21 protein-coding genes and 1 tRNA gene are annotated in these 20804 nt (G+C 74.2%); 11 read left to right on the forward strand and 11 right to left on the reverse strand.

Annotated features, from left to right (window positions below; translation table 11 throughout):
- Nucleotides 1-362: 362 nt before the first annotated feature.
- The 4 genes from OG689_RS22030 to OG689_RS22045 all read right to left on the reverse strand — a co-directional run bounded on the left by OG689_RS22030 (nucleotide 363) and on the right by OG689_RS22045 (nucleotide 2197).
- A tRNA-Ser gene (locus OG689_RS22030) sits at nucleotides 363-452 on the reverse strand.
- Nucleotides 453-482: 30 nt separating this feature from the next.
- A complete protein-coding gene (locus OG689_RS22035; protein WP_266322634.1) occupies nucleotides 483-1073 on the reverse strand; it encodes a nucleoside deaminase in 591 nt (196 codons plus the stop codon).
- A 121-nt stretch (nucleotides 1074-1194) separates the two neighbouring features.
- Nucleotides 1195-1752 carry a tRNA adenosine deaminase-associated protein gene (locus OG689_RS22040; RefSeq protein WP_266322635.1) on the reverse strand — a complete coding sequence of 186 codons (558 nt, stop codon included), beginning with the start codon at nucleotides 1750-1752 and terminating at the stop codon, nucleotides 1195-1197.
- 208 nt (nucleotides 1753-1960) lie between these two features.
- On the reverse strand, nucleotides 1961-2197 hold the full coding sequence (locus tag OG689_RS22045; protein WP_229913337.1) for a hypothetical protein: 237 nt from the start codon (nucleotides 2195-2197) through the stop codon (nucleotides 1961-1963).
- 190 nt (nucleotides 2198-2387) lie between these two features.
- Between OG689_RS22045 and upp the strand changes: the two genes are divergently transcribed.
- Nucleotides 2388-3023 carry a uracil phosphoribosyltransferase gene (upp, locus tag OG689_RS22050; RefSeq protein WP_191294096.1) on the forward strand — a complete coding sequence of 212 codons (636 nt, stop codon included), beginning with the start codon at nucleotides 2388-2390 and terminating at the stop codon, nucleotides 3021-3023.
- A gap of 93 nt (nucleotides 3024-3116) precedes the next feature.
- On the opposite strand, the gene OG689_RS22055 is transcribed toward upp, so the two are convergent.
- Nucleotides 3117-3797, reverse strand: a complete 681-nt coding sequence (locus OG689_RS22055; protein WP_323189385.1) for a LytR C-terminal domain-containing protein — start codon at nucleotides 3795-3797, stop codon at nucleotides 3117-3119.
- 256 nt (nucleotides 3798-4053) lie between these two features.
- Nucleotides 4054-4350 carry a type II toxin-antitoxin system VapB family antitoxin gene (locus tag OG689_RS22060; RefSeq protein WP_030061387.1) on the reverse strand — a complete coding sequence of 99 codons (297 nt, stop codon included), beginning with the start codon at nucleotides 4348-4350 and terminating at the stop codon, nucleotides 4054-4056.
- Nucleotides 4351-4558: 208 nt separating this feature from the next.
- Here OG689_RS22060 and OG689_RS22065 point away from each other — a divergent pair, with 208 nt between their 5' ends.
- Nucleotides 4559-6196: a helicase HerA-like domain-containing protein gene (locus tag OG689_RS22065; RefSeq protein ID WP_266322637.1), complete on the forward strand. Its 1638-nt coding sequence runs from the start codon at nucleotides 4559-4561 to the stop codon at nucleotides 6194-6196.
- Between the two features lie 58 nt (nucleotides 6197-6254).
- On the opposite strand, the gene OG689_RS22070 is transcribed toward OG689_RS22065, so the two are convergent.
- Nucleotides 6255-7421 (reverse strand): hypothetical protein, encoded by a 1167-nt coding sequence (locus OG689_RS22070; protein ID WP_266322638.1) that lies wholly within the window; start codon nucleotides 7419-7421, stop codon nucleotides 6255-6257.
- Between the two features lie 77 nt (nucleotides 7422-7498).
- Entirely contained in the window at nucleotides 7499-8206 is a 708-nt protein-coding gene (locus OG689_RS22075) for a rhomboid family intramembrane serine protease (protein WP_266322639.1), read from the reverse strand.
- An 89-nt stretch (nucleotides 8207-8295) separates the two neighbouring features.
- Here OG689_RS22075 and OG689_RS22080 point away from each other — a divergent pair, with 89 nt between their 5' ends.
- Complete coding sequence (locus OG689_RS22080) at nucleotides 8296-8814, forward strand: YbhB/YbcL family Raf kinase inhibitor-like protein (RefSeq protein ID WP_323189319.1); 519 nt, start codon at nucleotides 8296-8298, stop codon at nucleotides 8812-8814.
- A 67-nt stretch (nucleotides 8815-8881) separates the two neighbouring features.
- Here the strand turns inward: OG689_RS22080 and OG689_RS22085 are convergent, their stop codons facing one another.
- Nucleotides 8882-9847, reverse strand: a complete 966-nt coding sequence (locus OG689_RS22085; protein ID WP_266322640.1) for a YafY family protein — start codon at nucleotides 9845-9847, stop codon at nucleotides 8882-8884.
- A gap of 93 nt (nucleotides 9848-9940) precedes the next feature.
- Here OG689_RS22085 and OG689_RS22090 point away from each other — a divergent pair, with 93 nt between their 5' ends.
- The 3 genes from OG689_RS22090 to OG689_RS22100 all read left to right on the forward strand — a co-directional run bounded on the left by OG689_RS22090 (nucleotide 9941) and on the right by OG689_RS22100 (nucleotide 12543).
- Complete coding sequence (locus tag OG689_RS22090; RefSeq protein WP_266322641.1) at nucleotides 9941-11503, forward strand: MFS transporter; 1563 nt, start codon at nucleotides 9941-9943, stop codon at nucleotides 11501-11503.
- Nucleotides 11504-11620: 117 nt separating this feature from the next.
- Nucleotides 11621-11854, forward strand: coding sequence for a KTSC domain-containing protein (locus OG689_RS22095; RefSeq protein WP_266322642.1), 234 nt, complete (start codon nucleotides 11621-11623; stop codon nucleotides 11852-11854).
- A gap of 71 nt (nucleotides 11855-11925) precedes the next feature.
- Entirely contained in the window at nucleotides 11926-12543 is a 618-nt protein-coding gene (locus OG689_RS22100) for a hypothetical protein (protein ID WP_266322643.1), read from the forward strand.
- Nucleotides 12544-12698: 155 nt separating this feature from the next.
- Here OG689_RS22100 and OG689_RS22105 read toward each other — a convergent pair whose 3' ends face one another.
- A complete protein-coding gene (locus OG689_RS22105) occupies nucleotides 12699-13277 on the reverse strand; it encodes an HhH-GPD-type base excision DNA repair protein (RefSeq protein ID WP_266322644.1) in 579 nt (192 codons plus the stop codon).
- A 427-nt stretch (nucleotides 13278-13704) separates the two neighbouring features.
- On the opposite strand from OG689_RS22105, the gene OG689_RS22110 reads away from it, so the two are divergent.
- The 4 genes from OG689_RS22110 (at nucleotide 13705) to OG689_RS22125 (ending at nucleotide 18739) form a co-directional block, all read left to right on the forward strand.
- Nucleotides 13705-15924: an MMPL family transporter gene (locus tag OG689_RS22110; protein WP_266322645.1), complete on the forward strand. Its 2220-nt coding sequence runs from the start codon at nucleotides 13705-13707 to the stop codon at nucleotides 15922-15924.
- Nucleotides 15925-16166: 242 nt separating this feature from the next.
- Complete coding sequence (locus OG689_RS22115; RefSeq protein WP_266322646.1) at nucleotides 16167-17399, forward strand: histidine kinase; 1233 nt, start codon at nucleotides 16167-16169, stop codon at nucleotides 17397-17399.
- Nucleotides 17396-18067, forward strand: coding sequence for a response regulator transcription factor (locus tag OG689_RS22120; RefSeq protein ID WP_266322647.1), 672 nt, complete (start codon nucleotides 17396-17398; stop codon nucleotides 18065-18067). The genes OG689_RS22115 and OG689_RS22120 overlap by 4 nt, the downstream gene beginning before the upstream one ends.
- 87 nt (nucleotides 18068-18154) lie before the next feature.
- Entirely contained in the window at nucleotides 18155-18739 is a 585-nt protein-coding gene (locus OG689_RS22125; protein WP_266322648.1) for a hypothetical protein, read from the forward strand.
- An 85-nt stretch (nucleotides 18740-18824) separates the two neighbouring features.
- Here the strand turns inward: OG689_RS22125 and OG689_RS22130 are convergent, their stop codons facing one another.
- Nucleotides 18825-19877: a hypothetical protein gene (locus OG689_RS22130; RefSeq protein ID WP_266322649.1), complete on the reverse strand. Its 1053-nt coding sequence runs from the start codon at nucleotides 19875-19877 to the stop codon at nucleotides 18825-18827.
- A gap of 212 nt (nucleotides 19878-20089) precedes the next feature.
- Between OG689_RS22130 and OG689_RS22135 the strand changes: the two genes are divergently transcribed.
- Nucleotides 20090-20779 carry a rhomboid-like protein gene (locus OG689_RS22135; RefSeq protein ID WP_266322650.1) on the forward strand — a complete coding sequence of 230 codons (690 nt, stop codon included), beginning with the start codon at nucleotides 20090-20092 and terminating at the stop codon, nucleotides 20777-20779.
- Nucleotides 20780-20804: the final 25 nt, after the last annotated feature.

Genomic DNA, 20804 nt, shown 5'->3' on the forward strand with positions numbered 1-20804 from the left:
GCTTTCTGCGGGTGCCCCGGCGGGCCCGGTGGAGCAGGATGGTTGTTGTACCGAGGATCTGGCAGGAATCACCGGTACAGCGATCCGGAGCTCCCCGCTGTGGGACCGGCCGCCGCGGCTTCCCCCCGACGCGGTGCCGGTTGTGGGACTCCGCCGGGGGAGCGGTTCGATCCCCCGGAACCGTTCCCCCTCCAGGCTCCGCACCCCTCCGATGATGGTGGTCATCGGTCCGGGTGCGGAGCCTTGCCATGTCCGGAGTCGGGCCGGGTACCACGGTTCGGGGGTGCGTAAAAGGGCGGGCGGGGCCGGGACGGCCGGGTAACGACGAAGGGCCCGTCCGCGAGGACGGGCCCTTCTCGAAGTGGCGGTAGCGGTGGGATTCGAACCCACGGTGAAGTTGCCCCCACACACGCTTTCGAGGCGTGCTCCTTTGGCCGCTCGGACACGCTACCGAGGGAGACTCTACCGGACGCCGGTGGTGGTCACGAAATCCGTTCCGCGGAACCGGGCCGGTGGCCGTCGAAGAAGGAGCGGAGCTGTTCGCCGCACTCGTCGGCCAGCACGCCCGCGATCACCTCGGGCCGGTGGTTGAGCCGCCGGTCGCGGACCACGTCGAAGAGCGAGCCGGCCGCGCCGGCCTTCTCGTCGTAAGCGCCGTACACGACCCGGGCGATCCGGGAGAGCACGATCGCGCCCGCGCACATGGTGCAGGGCTCCAGGGTGACGACCAGCGTGCAGCCGGCCAGCCGCCACTCGCCCGCACGCCGCTGCTCGGCCCCGGCATCGGTGCCGGCGAGGGTGTGCAGGCCTTCGTTCAGGGCCTTCGCGGCCGCGCGGATGGCGACCACCTCGGCGTGGGCGGTCGGGTCCCCGACCGCCTCCCGCTCGTTGTGGCCCCGCCCGAGGACGGTCCCGTCGGGCCCGAGCACCAGTGCCCCGACCGGTACGTCGCCGGTGGCCGGCGCCAGGGCGGCCTCGGCGACGGCGAGGCGCATCGGCGCCGCCCACCGGTCGCGGACCGGGTCGGGGCGGACGGGTGCGGGCAGCGGGGCGATCTGCGGGGCGGACTGCATGGCATCCAGTGTCGGGCATCCGCGGTGGCGTCCGGACGGCGCGTGCGTCCGGGGCCGTCCTGCGGGAGCCGCCGGCCCGGGGCCGGCGGTGGGCCGCCCGCACCCGGCGTCCGCACGGCGGTTACCGCACCGCCTCCAGGATCTCGCCGCAGCCCAGGGCGTCGGCGATCTCGGCCAGGGCGTCGCCCGGCACCGCGCCCTCGCCGCTGAGGTCGACGAGATCCTTGGCGGCGAGCCCGAACTCGGCCAGGATCTCGGAGTCGCCGAGCGGGCCGACCGGCACCCCGCCGGGACCCAGGGCGGGGCCGTCGTCCTCGTCCTCGTCCTCCTCGGAGGCCGAGTCCTCGTCGTCCAGCTCGGCGACGAGGTTGTCGAGGTCGTCGAACTCGCTCTCGCCGGCCTGTTCCACCAGCTCGTCGGTGAGGACCGACCCGTAGGAACTGCGGGCGGCTGCGGCGCCGTCCGAGACGAAGATCCGTGGGTCCTCCTCACCGTCCACGCGGACGATGGCGAACCACGCGTCCTCCTGTTCGATGAAGACGAGCACGCTGTCGTCCTCCTGTGCGGCCTCGCGGGCCAGGTCGGCCAGGTCGGCGAGACTCTCGACGCTGTCGAGTTCCGTCTCGCTCACATCCCACCCGTCCTCGGTGCGAGCAAGCACTGCAGCGAAGTACGCCACCAGGGACACTCCCAAGATTGGTCTCGGCTGTAGGCGATCTCGGGCGAACGCGGTCTGGCCGCCCCCGCGCCGGAGGCGGTCCGCTGTTCGGACCGTCCCATCGGAATCGTGACAGAAAGCCCGCGATTGCGGGGGGTGTTCGGCAGCGCGTCTTCGCAGCTCGTGTAGGAAGTATTGGCCGGGGGCCGAGAAGTGGGCCGACACGCCGTCAGATCCGGAAGGTCCGCATCCGCATGGCCTCGCGCATCCGCCGCTCCTTGGTGCGCCGGGGCTGCACCCGGGCCCGCAGTTCGCGTGCCTCGGCCAGCTCACGCAGGAACACGGCCCGCCGCTTGCGGCGTTCCGTCTCGGTCTCCGGGTGGTCCGGGGCCGCCCTCGCGGGCCCGCCCGACGGGCCCAGCGGCCCGCCCGTCGAGCCGCCCCCGGCGTTCGGGTTGCTCGTCATAGCGTCTGACCTTCCCAGATCCGCCGGTTTGATACCACAGGAGCGGGATCGACTCGGGCATTCGCGGTGTGTCACGGCGTGCCGCCGATCGCGTGACGGTCGGTGCCCGCGGCGGGTGCCGGCCCGCGGGCGGCCGCAGGGCCCCGTTCGGCGGGTCGTACGGGTGTCCGGCCGCGGTTATGGTCGAGACATGCGGATCCACGTCGTCGACCACCCCCTGGTCGCCCACAAGCTCTCCACCCTGCGCGACGAGCGCACCGACTCACCGACCTTCCGTCGCCTCACCGACGAGCTGGTCACCCTGCTCGCGTACGAGGCCACCCGGGACGTCCGCACCGAGGCGGTGGAGATCACCACACCGGTCGCGGTCACCACCGGCACCCGGCTGAGCTACCCCCGCCCGCTGGTCGTCCCGATCCTGCGGGCCGGCCTCGGCATGCTCGACGGGATGACCCGGCTGCTGCCGACCGCCGAGGTCGGCTTCCTGGGCATGGTGCGCAACGAGGAGACCCTGGAGGCCTCCACCTACGCGACCCGGATGCCCGACGACCTCTCCGGCCGCCAGGTGTACGTGCTGGACCCGATGCTGGCGACCGGCGGCACGCTGGTCGCGGCCATCCGGATGCTGATCGACCGCGGCGCCACCGACGTCACCGCGGTCGTGCTGCTGGCGGCCCCCGAGGGCGTCGCGGTGATGGAGAAGGAGCTGACCGGCCTGCCGGTCACCGTCGTCACCGCCGCGGTCGACGAGCGCCTCAACGAGAACGGCTACATCGTCCCGGGCCTCGGCGACGCCGGGGACCGCCTCTACGGCACCGCGGGCTGAACCGCCCCCGGGTCGCGTCCCCCGAACCCTGAGCACGGCGAAGGCCCCCGGTCACCGGGGGCCTTCGCCGTGCTCAGGGTGGTCGCGTCCGCCTCAGCAGCTGCCCGGGGTGGGGGTCGGCGAGGGCTTGGTGGCCAGCGCGAGTGCCGCGGCGGCCTGGGTCTCGTCCAGCAGGGCGTTGTAGCTGTCACCGATCACGAAGTCGACGGTCGCGTCCGTCCGGGCGTCGGGGGTGCTGGTGGCGCCGGCGATCTGCGAGGTCAGCAGGGTCATGGCGCCGACGGCGGCGGGGCCGCCGATCACCTGGGCGGTGCCGGGCACCTTCTTGTCGAGGGCGGTCGGCGCGTTTCCGACGGTGCCGATGACGAAGCCGCGCTTCTTCAGCTCCTCGGCGGTGCGGCCGGCCAGGCCGGCCTTGGCGGTGGCGTTGTAGACGTTGACGGTCACGGCCTGGGGCTGCGGGACGGCGGCCGGGTCGACCGGCGCGGCCGGGGCGGGCGACGTGCCCGGCGGGGCGTCGGCGGCCGGGGCCGCCAGTGCCTTGCCGGTGGCGGCGGCCGACGGGGTCGCGCAGGCCTGGGCGGTGGCGTGCTTGAACTTCCCGGTGAAGATGTCCACCAGCTGCACGCCGCCGAGGCCGATCAGGGCCAGCGCGAGCAGCGAGCAGATGAACGCGAAGATCTTGCGGCCCTTCCTGGGGGGTCGGCCGAGCCGCGGATACGCGGTGCCGGTGACCCGGTACTGCTTCCCCTTCAAGCCTTGGGGAGTCAACATGCTCACGGTTTGTCTCCCCCTCGTGCCAGGGCGGGGTTCGGTGACGGGTACGGCCGGTCGGGCGGGGCGCCAGGGAGATTTCGGCCGTTGTCAGCAGACTAGTGCGGGACCGCTCCGAAGGTACTAAATGATCATCATCTGGAGTACGGCGGCACCCGAAAGGATGTACGGGCCGAGCGGGAGGCGCCCTGGTGCGGGGCGTGGCAGGGCAGGCCGGAGTGCCTGCCGGACAGGGTGGAGCGACGGGCCGGGCCCGTCACTCCATTTCGAGGACGCGGGCGTGCAGCACCTGACGCTGCTGCAGGGCCGCCCGGACGGCACGGTGCAGCCCGTCCTCCAGGTAGAGGTCGCCGTGCCACTTGACGACGTGGGCGAAGAGGTCCCCGTAGAAGGTGGAGTCCTCCGCCAGCAGGGTTTCGAGGTCCAACTGCCCCTTGGTGGTCACCAGCTGGTCCAGTCGCACCGGGCGTGGGGCGACGTCCGCCCACTGGCGGGTGCTGGTCCGGCCGTGATCCGGGTACGGCCGCCCGTTGCCGATGCGCTTGAAGATCACACGGAAAGCCTACCGTTTGGGTGGCGGCCGGCGCAGCAGACGCGGCCCGGCAAGACCGCCTGAGTATGGCCGACCTGCGTCGATGCCCGGAACTGCGGGCGAAATGTTCCCGCGTGCGGGGGCCTGTCGCGCAGCTCCGGCGGGCGATTGCGGATGTTTCATGGGAAATGTCGCGATCGTTGTCCAGCCTGCCCAGGAGCGTGCCCAGATGACCACCGACCAGAAACCGGGCCCGTCCGGCGAGGATGCGGCCGGCCGGGACCTGCCGGAGGCCGGGCTGCCGGCGGCCGTGCGGGAGATCGCCGCGGGCTACGCCTTCACCGGGCCGGCCCTGGATCTCGGCGCCGCCCTGCTCGACGGCACGGCGTACCCGGCCGCACCGGTCCGGATCCCGCTCCCGGTGCTCAACCGGCACGGGCTGGTCGCCGGGGCCACCGGCACCGGCAAGACCAAGACCCTGCAGCTGATCGCCGAACAGCTCTCCGCCCAAGGTGTCCCGGTGTTCCTCGCCGACATCAAGGGCGACGTCTCCGGCATCGCGGCCCCCGGCACCCCCGGCGCCCGGATCACCGGCCGGGCCGCCGACGTGGGCCAGGACTGGACCCCGCAGGGCTGCCCGGCCGAGTTCTACGCGCTCGGCGGGCAGGGCGCCGGCATCCCCGTCCGAGCCACCGTCACCAGCTTCGGCCCGCTGCTGCTGGCCAAGGTGCTCGACCTGAACGAGACCCAGGAGGCCTCGCTCGGCCTGGTCTTCCACTACGCCGACAAGCAGGGCCTGGAGCTGTACGACCTCAAGGACCTCACCGCGGTCATCACCTTCCTCACCTCCCCCGAGGGCAAGGCGGAGCTGAAGGACATCGGCGGCCTCTCGGCGGCCACGGCCGGCGTCATCCTGCGCTCCCTCACCGTGCTCGACAACGAGGGCGCGGGGGCGTTCTTCGGCGAGCCCGAGTTCGACACCGCCGACCTGCTGCGGGTCGGCCCCACCGGGGAGGGGACGGTCTCCGTCCTGGAACTGCCCGCCGTGCAGGACCGGCCGAGGCTGTTCTCCACCTTCCTGATGTGGCTGCTGGCCGACCTCCACCAGGAGCTGCCGGAGGTCGGCGACCTGGACAAACCCAAGCTGGTCTTCTTCTTCGACGAAGCGCACCTGCTGTTCAAGGGCGCCTCCGAGGCCTTCCTGGAGGCGATCACCCAGACCGTACGGCTGATCAGGTCGAAGGGGATCGGGATCTTCTTCGTGACCCAGTCGCCGAAGGACGTGCCGGGCGAGGTGCTGGCCCAGCTGGGCAACCGGGTGCAGCACGCGCTGCGGGCCTTCACCCCGGACGACGCCAAGGCGCTGAAGGCGACCGTCTCGACCTTCCCCCGCTCCTCCTACGACCTGGCCGAGGTGCTGACCTCGCTCGGCACCGGGGAGGCCGTGGTGACGGTGCTCTCCGAGACGGGCGCGCCGACGCCGGTGGCGGCGACCCGGCTGCGGGCGCCGCGCTCGCTGATGGGTCCGCTCGGGGAGCAGGCCCTGCGGGCCGCGGTGGACGCGTCCCCGCTGGGCGCGCGGTACCGGGACGCGATCGACCGGGAGTCGGCGTACGAGAAGCTGGCCGCCCGCGCGGCCCGGCCGGAACCCCAGGACGCGCCGCCGCCGGCCGGGTCCGGTCGGACGGACAAGCCGGCGAAGCCCGGGCAGGACGGGAGGGCCGGGAGGGCCGGGAAGGACGAGGGCGGGCTGCTCGGCTCGCTGCTGGCCAACCCCGCGCTGAAGTCCTTCGCCCGCTCGGCCGGTACGCAGCTCGGCCGGGAGATCAGCCGCAGCCTGTTCGGGACGTCCAGGCGACGGCGGTGACGGCGCGCCGGGCCGGCGGCCGGCCGGGCGGGTCGGCCGCCGGCCCGGCGGGGCGGGGTCAGCCGGCCAGCGCGGCGCCGATCCGGTCCATCGAGGACAGCCGCATCAGGCCGTAGTTGTAGAACTCGACCTCCGGCACGCCCAGCGAGCGCAGCACCTCGATCTTGGCGGCGAGGTTGGCCGGCCCGTCGCAGTCGGAGGCCATCGGACGCAGGATCACCGCCATGTCCTCCGGGCGGACGCCGTGCAGCGCGAACGCGGCGACCTTCTCGCGGACGGCCTCCGGGGTCTTCGCGTAGCCCAGCGTCTCGATCTGGTGGGCGGCCTTCGCGAGGGCCGGCAGCTCGATGCCGGAGAGCCAGCCCCTGCCGGGCCCGCCGCCGTCCATGAAGGTCAGCCGCATGCCGTGCTGCCCGGCGGCCTCGGCCACCTCGGCGGACAGCGAGGTGACGGTGAGCGCCGAGGCGTCGACGTACGCGGCGACCGCGCCGCCCGCCAGCTGGTCCAGCGGCGTCTGCTCGGCGGCGGCGTCCTCGTCGGCGAGGCGTCGGCGCAGCTCGGCCCGGACGGCCGTGCGGGCCTCCTCGGCGGGGACGCCCGCGCGGACGGCGTTCGCCCGGCAGTGGTCGCAGAAGCAGATCCCGAGCAGTGCCTCGGCGAGCGGGCCGAGCTCCTCGAAGTAGCGCTCGTGGTGGTAGCCGTGGCGCAGGCCGTGGAAGTGCAGCGACTCGGCCCGGATCGCGTCGACGCCGTACCGGGCGAGTTCGGCCACCAGCGTGACGGCGTACTCGCGGACCTCGGGGTTGGCCGGGCAGAGCTCGGTGAGGTGGCGGTCTCCGAAAGCGTTGGCGGGGGCGCAGTCCGGGTGCTGGAAGCCGAGCCGGTCGTTGTGGCAGAAGACCGTCCAGGCGTGCAGCTTGAGGCCGCGCCGGCGGGCCTCGTCGGCGGCCTCGGCGAACGGGTCGCGGTCGCCGATCGCGGTGGACGGCGCCGGGGCGAGGCGCCGGCCGGCCCAGCGGGACGGGTCCGGGCGGAAGTACGCGGCGCCCGGCTCCAGGTACCGGATCACCCGCTCGGGGTTGTGCGGGAAGACGTCACGGGCCTCGTGGTAGACGGAGGCCAGGGTGACGCCGCCGACGCCGGCGCGGTCGGTGAGGTTGCCGAAGAACGTGTCGGCGCCCTCGTCGATCAGGTCGGTGGCGAAGGCGAGGACGGACGACTCCACGGCGCGGCTCCGGAGCAGGGGGGTACAGGTGCCCTCACGCTAACCCGGCGCCCAGGATTGGTCTATACCTAAAGGGATCAGATGCCGAGGTCGTCCAGCTCTTTCAGCAGGTCGGCGTGCGGGCTGCGGGCCGGCCCGGGCACCGTGGCGGATGCTGTGGCGGCTGCTGCGGGCGCGTTCCTCCCGCTCCGGTCCCGGAAGATCCAGGCGCCGGCCAGGCCGCCCACCAGACCGCCCAGGTGGCCCAGCCAGCTCACGTCCGGGGTGCCCGGCAGGGCGGTGGTGAGGATGTAGGCGAAGGACGCCCCCATCACCACGCCGATCAGCGTGTCGACCAGGTTCCGGTCGAAGACCCCGCGCAGCACGACGTAGCCGAAGTACCCGAAGATCACCCCGCTGGCCCCGGCCGAGATGGTGTCCGTGCCCTGGAACAGCCAGACGGCCGCCCCGCTGGTCACCGTGACCAGCACGGTCAGGCCGAGGAACTTGCGCACGCCCCGGTACGCGGCCAGGAACCCGAAGATGAACAGCGGCCCGGAGTTGCCCTCCAGGTGGTGCCAGCTCATGTGCAGGAACGGCGCCGCGAACACGTCCCCGAGCCGCCCCAGCTGCTGCGGGCGGATGCCGAAGTCCCGCGTCAGCCGGTAGTCGTCGGTCCAGTTGACGACCTGGATCAGCCAGACGACGGCCAGGACGCCGATCATCACGAAGAAGGCCCGGCGTGCGTCCGCGATCATGCGGGCCGGGTCAAGGGCGGGAGTGCTGCTGCGGTCGTCCGAGGCCATGGGCAGACTCTAGGGCGAGCTGCTGCCCCGGCGGGAGGGGGAGCCATAAAGTGGGGACGCCCGAGAGCCCCGTCGAAAGGTGATCCCCCGTGAGCGCCCGTCCGCCGCTTCCGTACGAGTTCCTGCCGCAGGTGCCGTCCTTCAGTCTGACCAGTAGTGACATCACCGACGGCGGTGTGCTGCCCAAGGACTTCGCCCACGCCGGCGGCAACCTCTCGCCGCAGCTGGCCTGGTCCGGCGCGCCGGAGGGGACCCTCGGCTTCGCCGTCACCTGCTACGACCCGGACGCGCCCACCGGCAGCGGCTGGTGGCACTGGCTGGCGCTCAACCTGCCCGCCGGCACCACCGAACTGCCGCGCGGCGCGGGCTCCTCGGACGCGGACCTCCCCGGCGGCGCCTCCTTCCACGCCCGCAACGACTTCCCCGGTCACCAATACGACGGCGCCGCCCCGCCGCCCGGGCCGGCCCACCGGTACCTCTTCGCCGTGCACGCGCTGGACGTCCCGGCGCTGGAGGTCACCCGCGACACCCCGGCGGCCCAGATCGGCTTCCACATCACCTTCCACACGCTGGCCCGCGCGGTGATCACCGCCGAGTACAGCGCCTGAGGCGTCGCCCGCGCCGCCGAGCCGCCGGGCAACTGAGTAGCCGAGCAGCTGAGCAGCTGAGCCGTCCTCAGCCGGGGCCGCCCGCCGTCGCGCGGGTGGCCCGGCCGCCGAGTGCGCGCAGGTGGTCGGCCAGCTCCGGCGGCTCGTGCACCTCGAATTCGCAGCCCAGCATGAGCAGCCGCATCGCCAGCCACTCCAGTGAGTCTTCCCGGCTCTGCAGCCGGCAGCTCCGTTCGTCCAGCGGCAGCACCTCGTCGGCGCGGGGGAAGCGCCGCAGCACCTCCTCGGCCGGCGCGAAGACGGTCGCCACCGCCCGGAAGGACGGGGTGAGCCGGGAGAACTTGGCGGCGACGTACGCGGCGGCGTCCTCGGCGGGCAGCTCGCGGGCCGGGGTCCGCACGCCGGTCGCGAACGGCTCCGTGATCCGGTCCACCCGGAAGATCCGCCAGTCGTCCCGGCCGTTGTCGTACGCCACCAGGTACCAGCGGCGCCCCGCCGAGACCAGCCGGTGCGGCTCCACCAGCCGCTTGCTCTCGGCGCCGTCGACGGCCCGGTAGCCGAAGCGCAGCCGCTCGCGGTTGGAGATGGCGGCGGCCAGCAGGGTGAGGTCCTCCGGGTCGACGGTCGGCCCGTCCCCCCTCAGCAGCGGGACGGTGGCCTCGTTCAGCGTGCTCACCCGGTGCCGCAACCGGGACGGCAGCACCTGGACGAGCTTGGCGAGCGCCCGCACCGACGCCTCCTCGATGCCGCCCACGGCGTGTCCGGCCGCCGCCCGCAGGCCGACGGCGATGGCCACCGCCTCCTCGTCGTCCAGCAGCAGTGGCGGCATCGCGGTGCCCGCGATCAGCCGGTACCCGCCGACCGCGCCCATCGTCGCCTGGACGGGGTAGCCGAGGTCGCGCAGCCGTTCGATGTCGCGCCGGATGGTGCGGGGGCTGACCTCCAGGCGCTCGGCCAGTTCGCTGCCGGGCCACTCGCGCGGGGTCTGCAACAGGGAGAGCAGATTCAGCAGTCGTGCCGGGGTGTCCGTCATGGCCGCCAGCATGCCGCAGAACGAGGACGGAATCCGACCTACATGGCTTCTAGAGTCGGCGACGTGCCCCGGACAGCCAAGGAAAGGCGTGCGATGACCGCCGCAGCAGTACCCAGGACCGACACCGGAACCGAACCCGACGGCGCGGCCGACCGCCGCCGCTGGATCGCCCTCGCGGTGGTGATGATGGCCTCCTTCATGGACCTGGTCGACGTCACCATCGTCAACATCGCCATCCCGAGCATCCAGCAGGACACCGGCGCCTCGTTCAGCGCCGTCCAGTGGGTCACCGGCGGGTACGCGCTGGCGTTCGCGATCGGCCTGATCACCGGCGGGCGGCTCGGTGACATCTACGGCCGCAAGCGGCTCTTCCTGCTGGGCATCGGCGGGTTCACCGTCGCGTCCGCGCTCTGCGGCCTGGCCACCGGCCCGGAGATGCTGGTCGCCACCCGCGTCCTGCAGGGCGCGACCGCCGCGCTGATGGTGCCCCAGGTGCTGTCGATCATCCACGCGACCTTCCCCGCCCACGAGCGCGGCAAGGTGTTCGGGATGTTCGGCGCCATCGTCGGCCTCGGCGCGGTCTCCGGGCCGCTGATCGGCGCGCTGCTGACCCAGTGGGACCTCTTCGGCCTGCAGTGGCGGCCGATCTTCCTGATCAACCTGCCGGTCGGCGTCGCGGGGCTGCTGCTCGGGCGCCGGTACATCACGGAGTCCCGGGCCGAGAAGGCGCTGCGCCTGGACCTGCTGGGCATGGCGCTGGCCAGCGTCGGCCTGCTGATGCTGCTCTACCCGCTCACCCACGGCCGCGACGCCGGCTGGCCGCTCTGGGGCCACCTCTCGATGGCGGGCAGCCTGCCGGTCTTCGCGCTGTTCGTCCGGTACGAGCAGATCAAGACCCGCCGGGACGGCTCGCCGCTGGTCGAGCTGACGCTGTTCCGGGTGAAGAGCTTCGCCGCCGGCATCGGCGTGCAGCTGACCTTCGGGATCGTCACCGGCATCTTCTTCCTGGTCTGGACGCTCTACATGCAGGTCGGCCTGGGCTGGAGCGCGCTGAAGGCCGGCACGACCGGCATCCCGTTCTCGATCGCCGTCTCGGTGGCCGCCGGGATGTCGGTGCAGAAGCTCGTCCCGCGGTTCGGGCGCAAGGTGCTGCAGGCCGGCGCGCTGGTGATGGCGACGGGCGTGCTGCTCTACATCTGGGAGGCCGACCGGTACGCGGGTGCGATCGCGTCCTGGCAGATGGCGCTGCCGCTGGTGGTGATGGGCGCCGGGATGGGCCTGATCGTCGCCCCGATCACCGAGGCGATCCTCTCCGAGGTGCCGCGCGAGCACGCCGGGTCGGCCTCCGGGCTGATCAACACCACCGGCCAGCTCGGCATGGCGCTCGGGCTCGGCCTGGTGTCGGTGGCCTTCTTCGGCGTGATCGACGAGAACGCGGCGCCGCAGGCGGTCGGTGCGGAGTTCACCGCCGGGTTCGTCCACGCGATGTGGTGGGTCGTCGGCGTGCTGCTGGCGGTCTTCGCGCTGATGTTCGCCCTGCCGAAGCACTCCGCCGGGCACACGGCGGAGGACGCTGCCGGGGACACCGCCGACGGTTCGGCGGCGGAGCCGGCCGCCGGGGCCCACGCCCAGGGGGAGCCGGTGCCCGTCCTCTGACCAGGGGTTGCACCCGAGGGGTTCCGGCCGCCGGCCGGGACCCCTTCGCGTGGCCGGTCTGACGGGCGCACACTGGACGGGGGGCCAGGACCCGGGACGGCGAAGGCTGGTGGCCCCATGGCACGGACACGGACGGTCGCCCACCGGCGGCCGGTGGACTCCTCGGCGCTGCGCTCGGTGGGCTACGACGCGGCGAACCGGGTGCTGGAGATCGAGTTCGTCAGCGGCGCGGTGTACAGCTACGCGGACGTCCCCCGGCGGGTGCACGAGGAGCTGATGGACGCCCCGAGCCACGGCCGCTGCTTCGGCCGGACCGTCCGGGGCCGCTACCCGTACCGCAGGATCCGCTGACGCACCCTCGGCCGGGCGGGAGCCCCGGGGCGCGGGGCACCCGGTGTCAGGAGCACCAGAAGAGGATCCGGGTGCAGCTCGGCGAGGCCGTCGGGGAGGGCTGCGGCTGGGGCGTGCTCGGCGCGGGGGCGGGCGTGCTCGGCCGGGGCGCCGACGATCCGGGAGCCGTCCCCGGCGCGGTCGCCGGCGCGGGGGCGGCCGGCCCGGGCGAAGGCGCCGTCGCGCTGGCCGAGGGGGAGGCGCTGGGGCTCGGTCTGCCGCTCGGCGTACCCGTGGCGGCCTTCGCGCTGGTGGCCACCGGGGCCGGCGCGGGCGCGGCCGTGGTGGCGCCGCCGCCGGCGGTGGGTACGGGGGACGGCGCAGCGGGGGAGGCGGCCGGCGCGGCCACCGGCTCCTGGTCCGTGCTGGCCAGGGCCACCGCGCCGAGGCCCGCGAGCACCAGGACGGCGGCGCCGAGCACCAGCGCGCCGCGCCGCCGGCCGGAACGGGCCCGGCCGCGCCGGTCGGCCCGCGTACGGGGAGCCGCCGCGCCGGGCGTCAGGGGTACGGCGGGCAGCAGCTCGGTCGGGGTGTCGGCCGCCGTCGCGCGGCCGGGGCCGGGCGGTGGAGCGGCGGCCATGGCGGCGGCCACGCCGCACCCGGGGCAGGAGAGGGCGCCGTTGAGATGGCGTCGGCAGGATGCGCAGTAGTCCATGTGATCTTTCCGTACGGGCGGAGGCGCGAAGGCGCGCCGCCGGCACCGGAGGCCGCACACGCCGTTGTGCACGCACGCGGAGCCTAAGCAGGCCACGCCGCCCGGGAACAGACGTTCGTGTGAGGCTTCTGAAAAGATCGCATGGACACCTCAGGCCTTCTTCGCCGCGCGCTTCGCCTCCTGCTTGTACGCGCGGACCTGTTCCAGCGACTCGGGCCCGGTGATGTCCGCCACCGAACGGTGGCAGCCCTGCTCCCCGTACGGGCCCGCCGCCTCCCGCCAGCCCTCCGGGGCGACCCCGAACTGCTTGCCCAGCAGCGCCAGGAAGATCTGGGCCTTCTGCTTCCCGAAGCCGGGCAGCTCGTTCAGCCGGGTCAGCAGCTCCTTGCCGCTCTCCACGCCCTCCCAGACGGCGGCGGCGTCCCCGTCGTAGTGCTCGACCAGATACTGGCAGAGCTGCTGGAGGCGCTTGGCCATCGAGCCCGGGTAGCGGTGCACGGCCGGCTTCTGCGACAGCAGGGCGGCGAAGGCCTCCGGCTCGTAGGCGGCGATCTCGTGCGCGTCCAGGTCGTCGCGGCCCAGGCGAAGGGCGATCGTGTACGGCCCCGAGAAGGCCCACTCCATCGGGACCTGCTGGTCGAGCAGCATGCCCGCCAGGGCGGCCAGCGGGCTGCGGCCGAGCAACGCGTCGGCCTCCGGCTGCTGGGCCAGCCGAAGTGTGATGTCCATGGGGTCCGGTCCTCGCTTCCGGCCGGCCGTCCGTCCGGCGGTGCCAGTCTCCCGGACCCGGCCGGGAGCGCCGGGGCAACACGCCAGCGCGCGGCTCCGGTGCCCGCGCCCGCGGTACGCCGCCGTGCCGGATACCGCGGGCGCGGTACGCCGGGTGTCTGCGGACGGGTGACGACAGCGCGGCCCCCGGAAGGGAGGGTGGAACGGACCGGGGGAGAGGCCCGCGGCCCACTCGGGGCCGGGGCCGGACAGTGCCGTCCCCGCCTCCGGATCCGATCCGCGTGACGGCCGGGTGCCCATCGGGTGCCGGTCGCACCCGGCCGCGCACCCGCCGCACCCGGCGGGCGCCCGCGTCCGGCACCCCTGGCGACGTGCGCGGCGGCGCGCCGGCCGGCCCGACCCCGGGCCCGACACTTCTGGAGACCCGATGTCCGCGCTTGCCCGCTGGTGCCACCGGCACCGGCTCGTGACCGTCCTGCTGTGGCTGGGCCTGCTGGTCGGCCTCGGCGCGGCGTCCGGCGCCTTCGGCACCAAGTACAGCGACAGCATGTCGATGCCCGCCACCGAGTCCAGCAAGGCCCTGGACCTGCTGAAGGCGGGCATGCCGGCCGCGGCCGGCGACACCGACACCGTGGTCTGGCACACCACCGGCGGCTCGGTGAACGACGCCGCGACCAAGGACCGGATGGGCAAGGTGCTGGAGGAGATCTCCACCGCCCCGTCCGTGGCCTCGGTGGTGAGCCCGTACAGCCCGCAGGGCGCGCCGCAGATCAGCAAGGACGGCACCACCGCGTACGCCCAGGTGAACTTCACCGGCAACGCCCGGGAGATCCCCAAGGCCGACGTCGAGCACGTGGTCCAGCTGGCCGAGCAGGCCCGCACCGACGGCCTGGACGTCCAGCTCGGCGGGCAGGCCGTGCAGAACAGCGAGAGCGAGATGGGCGGTGCCAGCGAGCTGATCGGCATCGTGGCCGCGCTGATCGTGATGACACTGGTGTTCCGCTCGCTGTGGGCGGCCGCCCTGCCGGTGCTCACCGCGGTGGCCGGGGTCGGTACCGGCGTGATCGGCACCGGTCTGCTCAGCCACGGGATGAGCGTCGCCTCGGTGGCCCCCACCCTCGGCGCCCTGGTGGGCCTGGGCGTCGGCATCGACTACGCCCTGTTCATCGTCAACCGGCACCGCAAGGGCCTGATGGCCGGGCTGAGCGTGCAGGACTCGGTGGTCCGGGCGCTGAACACCTCCGGCCGGGCGGTGCTCTTCGCCGGGCTCACCGTGGTGATCGCCCTGCTGGGCATGCTGATCCTCGGCATCGGCTTCCTGAACGGGATGGCCATCTCCGCCGCGCTGACCGTCGGACTGACCGTGCTGGCCGCGATCACCCTGCTGCCGGCCATGCTCGGCATGCTGAAGCTGAAGGTGCTGAGCCGCGCCCAGCGCCGGCAGCTGGCCGACCAGGGGCCGACCGAGCTGCAGTCCGCCGGGGTCTGGGCCCGCTGGGCGCTGCGGGTGCAGGCCAGGCCGACCGGCAAGGCGCTGGTCGCGCTGCTGGTGATGGCCGCCGTCGCGGTGCCGGTGTTCTCCCTGCGCCTCGGCAGCTCGGACGCGGGCAACAACCCGAAGTCCAGCACCACCCGGCAGGCGTACGACCTGATGGCCGACGGGTTCGGCGCCGGGTCCAACGGGCCGCTGCTGCTGGTCGCCGAAGCGCCCGGCGCGCCGGAGCAGGCGGCGCTGGCGAAGCTCGTCACCGAGCTGAAGACGGTGCCCGGGGTGGCCCAGGTGGCCTCCGCGCCGATGAAGGACGGCCAGAGCATCGGCACCGTACGGGTGGTGCCGAGCACCTCCCCGCAGTCCGAGCAGACCTCGGCCCTGATCACCGACCTGCGGGAGCGGGTCGTCCCGCAGGCCGAGGCCGGCACCGGACTGCAGGTGTACGTGGGCGGCGCCACGGCGACCGCGGCGGACTTCGCGGACGTCCTGATCTCCAAGCTGCCGGTGTTCATCGCGATCATCGTGGGCCTGGGCTGCCTGCTGATGATGGTGGCCTTCCGCAGCCTGCTGGTGCCGCTGATCGGCGTGGCGATGAACCTGCTCACGATGGGGGCGGCGTTCGGCGCGATCGTCGCGGTCTTCCAGTGGGGCTGGGGGTCGGAGGCGCTGGGAGCCGGCGCGGCCGGCCCGATCGAGGCCTTCGCGCCGGTCATGATCATCGCGATCCTGTTCGGCCTCTCGATGGACTACCAGGTCTTCCTGATCAGCCGGATGCACGAGGAGTGGACCCACACCCGGGACAACCGCCGGGCCGTCCGGGTCGGCCACGGCGAGACGGGGCAGGTCATCACCGCCGCGGCCGTCATCATGGCCTGCGTCTTCGCCGCCTTCATCTTCGGCGGCCAGCGGATGATCGCCGAGTTCGGGATCGGCCTGGCGCTCGCCGTCCTGCTCGACGTCCTGGTGCTGCGGATGGTGCTGGTCCCGGCGCTGATGCACCGGTTCGGCGCGGCCAACTGGTGGCTGCCCGGCTGGCTGGACCGGCTGCTGCCGCACGTCTCGGTCGAGGGTGAGCCGGATCCGGCGCCGCAGCCGCCGGTGCTGCTCGCCGAGCGGCCGGCCGAGGAGCCGGCGCGGGTGGACGCCGCCCGCTGACCGTCCGAGCGCGGTGGGGGCCCGGACCGGGCGGCAGGACCGGTCCGGGCCCCGGCCTGTGCCACCCGGTCCCCGCCCCACCCGGGCCGCGCCCGCCGGTCCCCGCCCCACCCGGGCCGCGCCCGCCGGTCCCCGCCCCACCCGGGCCGCGCCCGCCGGTCCCCGCCCCACCCGATCCCCGCCCGCCGGGCCCCCGCCCGGCCCGCTGACCGCCCCCGACTGCGTACGGTGAAGGAGTGCAGATGGCCGACCCGATCAGGCAGTGGCTGCGCGCGCGGCCGCTGATGACCGACCTGGCCGTGGCGCTGGTCTGCTTCGTGCTGGTCGCGCCGGTCACCGCGGCCACCGCCTACCACCAGAACGCCTCGATCCCGGTCTACCTGGTGCTGCTCGCCATCTCCTGCGTGCCCCTGCTGGCGCGCAGCCGGTGGCCGGTCCAGGTGGCCTCGGCGACCGTGCTGATCGGGGTGGTCGAGTTCGTCCTCGTCCCCGTCAACGGGCCGCCGCCGGCCGCCGTCGGGTTCGCGCTCTTCGCCGTCGCGACCCGCACCGACCGGCGTACCGCCTGGCGCTCCGGGGCCTGCGCCGCCGTCGCGCTGACCACCGCCGGCCTGTTCACCCGCCCGGGCGTCGAGGACCTGCCGCAGAACCTCGGCCTGATCGCCTGGACCTGCCTGTCGGTGGCCGTCGGCGACGCCGTCCGCAGCCGCCGCGAGCTGCTCGCCTCCGCGATGGAGCGGGCCGAACGGGCCGAACGCACCCGCGAGGAGGAGGCCCGCCGCCGGGTCACCGAGGAACGGATGCGGATCGCCCGCGAGCTGCACGACGTGGTGGCCCACCACATCACCCTGGTCAACGCCCAGGCCGGCGTCGCCCACCATCTGATGCGCACCGACCCCGAGCACGCCTACCAGGCGCTGGAGCGGATCCGCGACACCAGCCGGGCCGCCCTGGACGAGCTGCGCGCCACCGTCGGCCTGCTCCGCAACAGCGGCGAGCAGTCGGCCCCCCGGGAGCCGGCGCCGGGCCTCGCCGGCCTGGACGACCTGCTCGAAGCCTTCCGCCACTCGGGGCTGCCGGTCCGGCTGGAGCGTGCCGGTACGCCGGTCGAGCTCCCGCCGATCACCGACCTGACGGCCTACCGGATCATCCAGGAGGCGCTGACCAACTCCCACAAGCACGCCGGGCCCGCCAGCGCGCGGGTCCGCCTGGAGTTCGGCGCGGACACCCTTCGGCTGACCGTCGAGGACGACGGCCGCAGCCCGGTGGGACGCGGGACGGGCCCGCTCGGCGCCGCCGCGGGGCCCGGCGCCGGACCGGGCGCCGGGACGGGGCACGGCATGATCGGCATGCACGAACGCGCCCGGGCCGCCGGCGGCACCCTCGCGGCCGGCCCGCGCCCCGGCGGGGGCTTCCGTATCCACGCCGAACTGCCGCTGCCCGCCGGCACCGGCCGAAAGGGCTGCTGTCCATGACGATCCGTGTGCTGCTCGCCGACGACCAGGCACTGCTCCGGGGCACCTTCCGGATGCTCATCGACTCCGCCCCCGACCTGGAGGTGGTGGCCGAGGCCGGCACCGGACGGGAGGCCGTCCGGCTGGCCCGCAGCGCCCGGGTCGACCTCGTCCTGATGGACATCCGGATGCCCGAACTGGACGGGCTGGAAGCCACCCGGCTGATCACCGCCGACGAGGACCTGGCCGGCGTCAAGGTGCTGGTGCTGACCACCTTCGAGAGCGAGGAGTACGTCGCCGAGGCGATCCGCGCCGGGGCCAGCGGGTTCCTCGGCAAGGGCATCAACCCGGAGGAGCTGCTGGACGCGATCCGGGTGGTCGCGGCCGGCGACGCGCTGCTCTCCCCGGCCGCGACCAAGGCTCTGATCGGCCGCTTCCTGGCCCAGCCGGCCCCGCAGGACCGGGCCGCGCTGCCCCGGCTGGACGTGCTGACCGCCCGCGAGCAGGAGGTGGTCGCCCTGGTCGCGGCCGGCCTCTCCAACGACGACATCGCGGAGCGGCTGTTCGTCACCCCGCTCACCGCCAAGACCCATGTGAACCGGGCGATGGCCAAGCTCGGCGCCCGGGACCGGGCCCAGGTGGTGGTGATCGCCTACGAGAGCGGGCTGGTGCGCCCGGGCAGCGCGTAGCGGCCGTCGCCCCGACGGGACCGGAGGAGCCGGGGCCGAGCCGGGCGGACCCTGGTGCCGTGCCGCGGTGGCTGGTAGGCAGGAGGGGTGCGTTTCGACCGCGTTCCGATGCCGCCGGCCGTCGAGGCCAGGCCCCGCGACACCCGCGGCTACCCGGTGCCCGCCATCACCCCGTGGACCGGCGGCGAGCCGCAGTTCGCCCGCACCGACCACGGCCGCAGCGCCGACTGCGCCCGGCAGCGGCGCTGCTCGGTCTGCGACCGGGAGATGGCGCCCGGCCCGGTCTGGCGGGTGGTCGGCCCGGCGGAGTGCGCCGCGATCGCCGAGGCGCTGGCCGCCGGACGCCCGTACCGCAACCTCGCGCCGACCCCGGAGGCCCCCGGCCACCGGGTCTGCATGCTGTACGCCTCGATGGTCTGCCCGTACCTGGCCCGGCCCGGCGCGCGGCGCGGGCTGACCGCCGACGCCCCGGACGAGCTGACCGGGCACGTCGTCCGGGGCGCGGCCAGGGGCGCGGTGGGTGCCGTGGCGGGCTTCGGCGACTACGAGTACGCGGTCACCGGGGCCCAGGTGCTGTTCCGTTTCCTCGGGCTGGTCGAGTTCCTTCCGTTCGGAGTGGCCGACGAGCAACTGGCCGAGCTGCGGGCCGAGATCGCCCGCTCCGGGCGGTAGCCGCCGGGCATCCTGCGCCCGGGCATCCTGCGCCCGGGCTTCCTGCGCCCGGGCCCCCGCGATCGGGGGCCCGGCCGCCGGGCCGTCAGGGCCGGTACGCCGGCAGGCCGGTGTAGGTCGAGATCTTCACCGGCGCCGCGGATCCGTCGACCGGGAGGGTGTAGATGCCGTCGGGCGCCCGGACGGCCAGCGTCCTGCCGTCGGGGGACCACGCCGGCTCGGTGAAGTCGGTGGCGGCGCCCGGGGTGAGGTCCTTGGCCGGCCGCTCGGCCACTCCGCCCTCGAAGACGTGGTCGTGGCCGCCCACCGCCCGGACGAAGACCAGGTCCTCGCCGCCCGGCGCCAGCGCGGGCTGGGACCCGGGGAGGAGCGGACCGCCCTGCTGGCGCAGGAAGTCGTCCCGGATGTAGACCTCGCCGGTGTCGCTGTTCGCGTAGACCGCGGTGCCGTGCGGGCCCGCCGCGCTCGGCCAGGTGTTGCCGGTCTGCGGGAGCGGCTTGATGTCCGGGCCCTCCTCGGTGCCCAGCCCGAGCACCTGGGGCGTGCCGTCGACGGCGGTGGCGGCGATGCCCTTGAGCCGGGAGACCCCGCCCTTGGCGGCGGCGAAGAAGATGTTGTTCTTCAGGGGCACCTCGACGCCCGGCACCACGGCGCTGACCTGCCAGGTGGGGTGGGACCAGGTCTCCCCGCCTGGGGCCCGGGCCACCAGGACCCGGCCGCTGCCGTCCGGGTTGGCGACCATCAGGTTGCCGGCGCCGTCGACGAAGGCCGCCTTGGCGCCGTCCGGCGACCACGCGAGGTCCCGGACGACGGTGCCGAAGTCGACCGAGGTGCCGTTCATCAGGACGTGGTCGGTGCCGTTGCTGATGGTCAGATGGTTGCCCGCGGTGCCGTTGACGGCCGGGGTGGTGGCGGTCGCGGTCGGGGCGGTCGGGGTGGGGGCGGCCGTGCCGCCCGGGCGGGTGCTCGGGCCGGACGCCGTCCCGGCCCCGGACGGCGCGGTGGCGGCGGGCGGTGCTGCGGACTCTCCGGCGGGGTTCTCCGGACCGCAGCCGGCCAGCAGCGCGGCGGCGCCGGCGGTGACGGCGGTGGTGAGGGCGACGGCGGCGACGGTGCTCAGGCGGGTGCGTACGGACATCGGTGCTTCCCCCCGGGAACGGTGACGGTCTTCAGCAGGGTGGCAGCCCCGCTTCCGGGATCGGTGTGGCGCATGTCACAGTCCTGCTACGGCTTCCGCGCCCGCCCGCCTCACCCGGTCGGAGCAGTGCGGAGCGTACCCGTGCCGCCCGTCCAGCAGGCTGGGCCTGATGCCGGCCGCGCCAGGCCGGCCCTGCCGGAGGGGAGCCGCCCGTGCCGACGCAGCCCGCCCGCGCGGCCCGCGCCTACTGGGCGTACATCCGCCGGGCTCCCGGCACCCACATCTGGCTGGTGATCCTGTTCGCGACCACCGTGGTGATCCGGCACGTGTCGCCCGAGACGGCCGAGCACATCCTTCAGCGCCGCTCGACCAACCTCCACCAGCTCGCCGAGTCGCCCGTCCGGGTGCTGGTGACCAGCGCGATGTGGATCGCCGGCGGCGGCTGGTACTTCTACTTCGTCCTCTACAACATCTTCCATGTGCCGGCCGAGCGCTGGCTGGGCACCCGGCGCTGGCTCGCGGTGCTGCTGATCGCCCATGTCGGCGCCACCTACCTCAGCGAGGGCGTCCTCTACTGGGCGATCGAGCACGGCCACGCGCCGCAGAGCGCCGTCTACACGCTGGACTACGGCGTCAGCTACGCCCTGGCCGGCGTCGAGGCCGTGCTGGCGTACCGGATCACCGCGCCCTGGCGCTACCTCTACCTCGGTGGCCTGCTGTTCTTCTACGGTCTGGCCCTGGTCGAGGCCCGGGACTTCACCAGCGTGGGCCACTTCTCGGCGGTGCTGCTGGGACTGGCCTGCTATCCGCTGGTCCGCGCCCGCCCGGGCCGGTGGGACCCGGTCGAAGCCGTCCGGAGGACCTGGGGCAGGCTGCGGCGGCGGCCGGCCCCGGCGGGCTGAGCGGGTCGCCGGCTGCCCCGCTCCG

This window comes from Kitasatospora sp. NBC_00240 (assembly GCF_026342405.1).
Lineage (GTDB): Bacteria > Actinomycetota > Actinomycetes > Streptomycetales > Streptomycetaceae > Kitasatospora.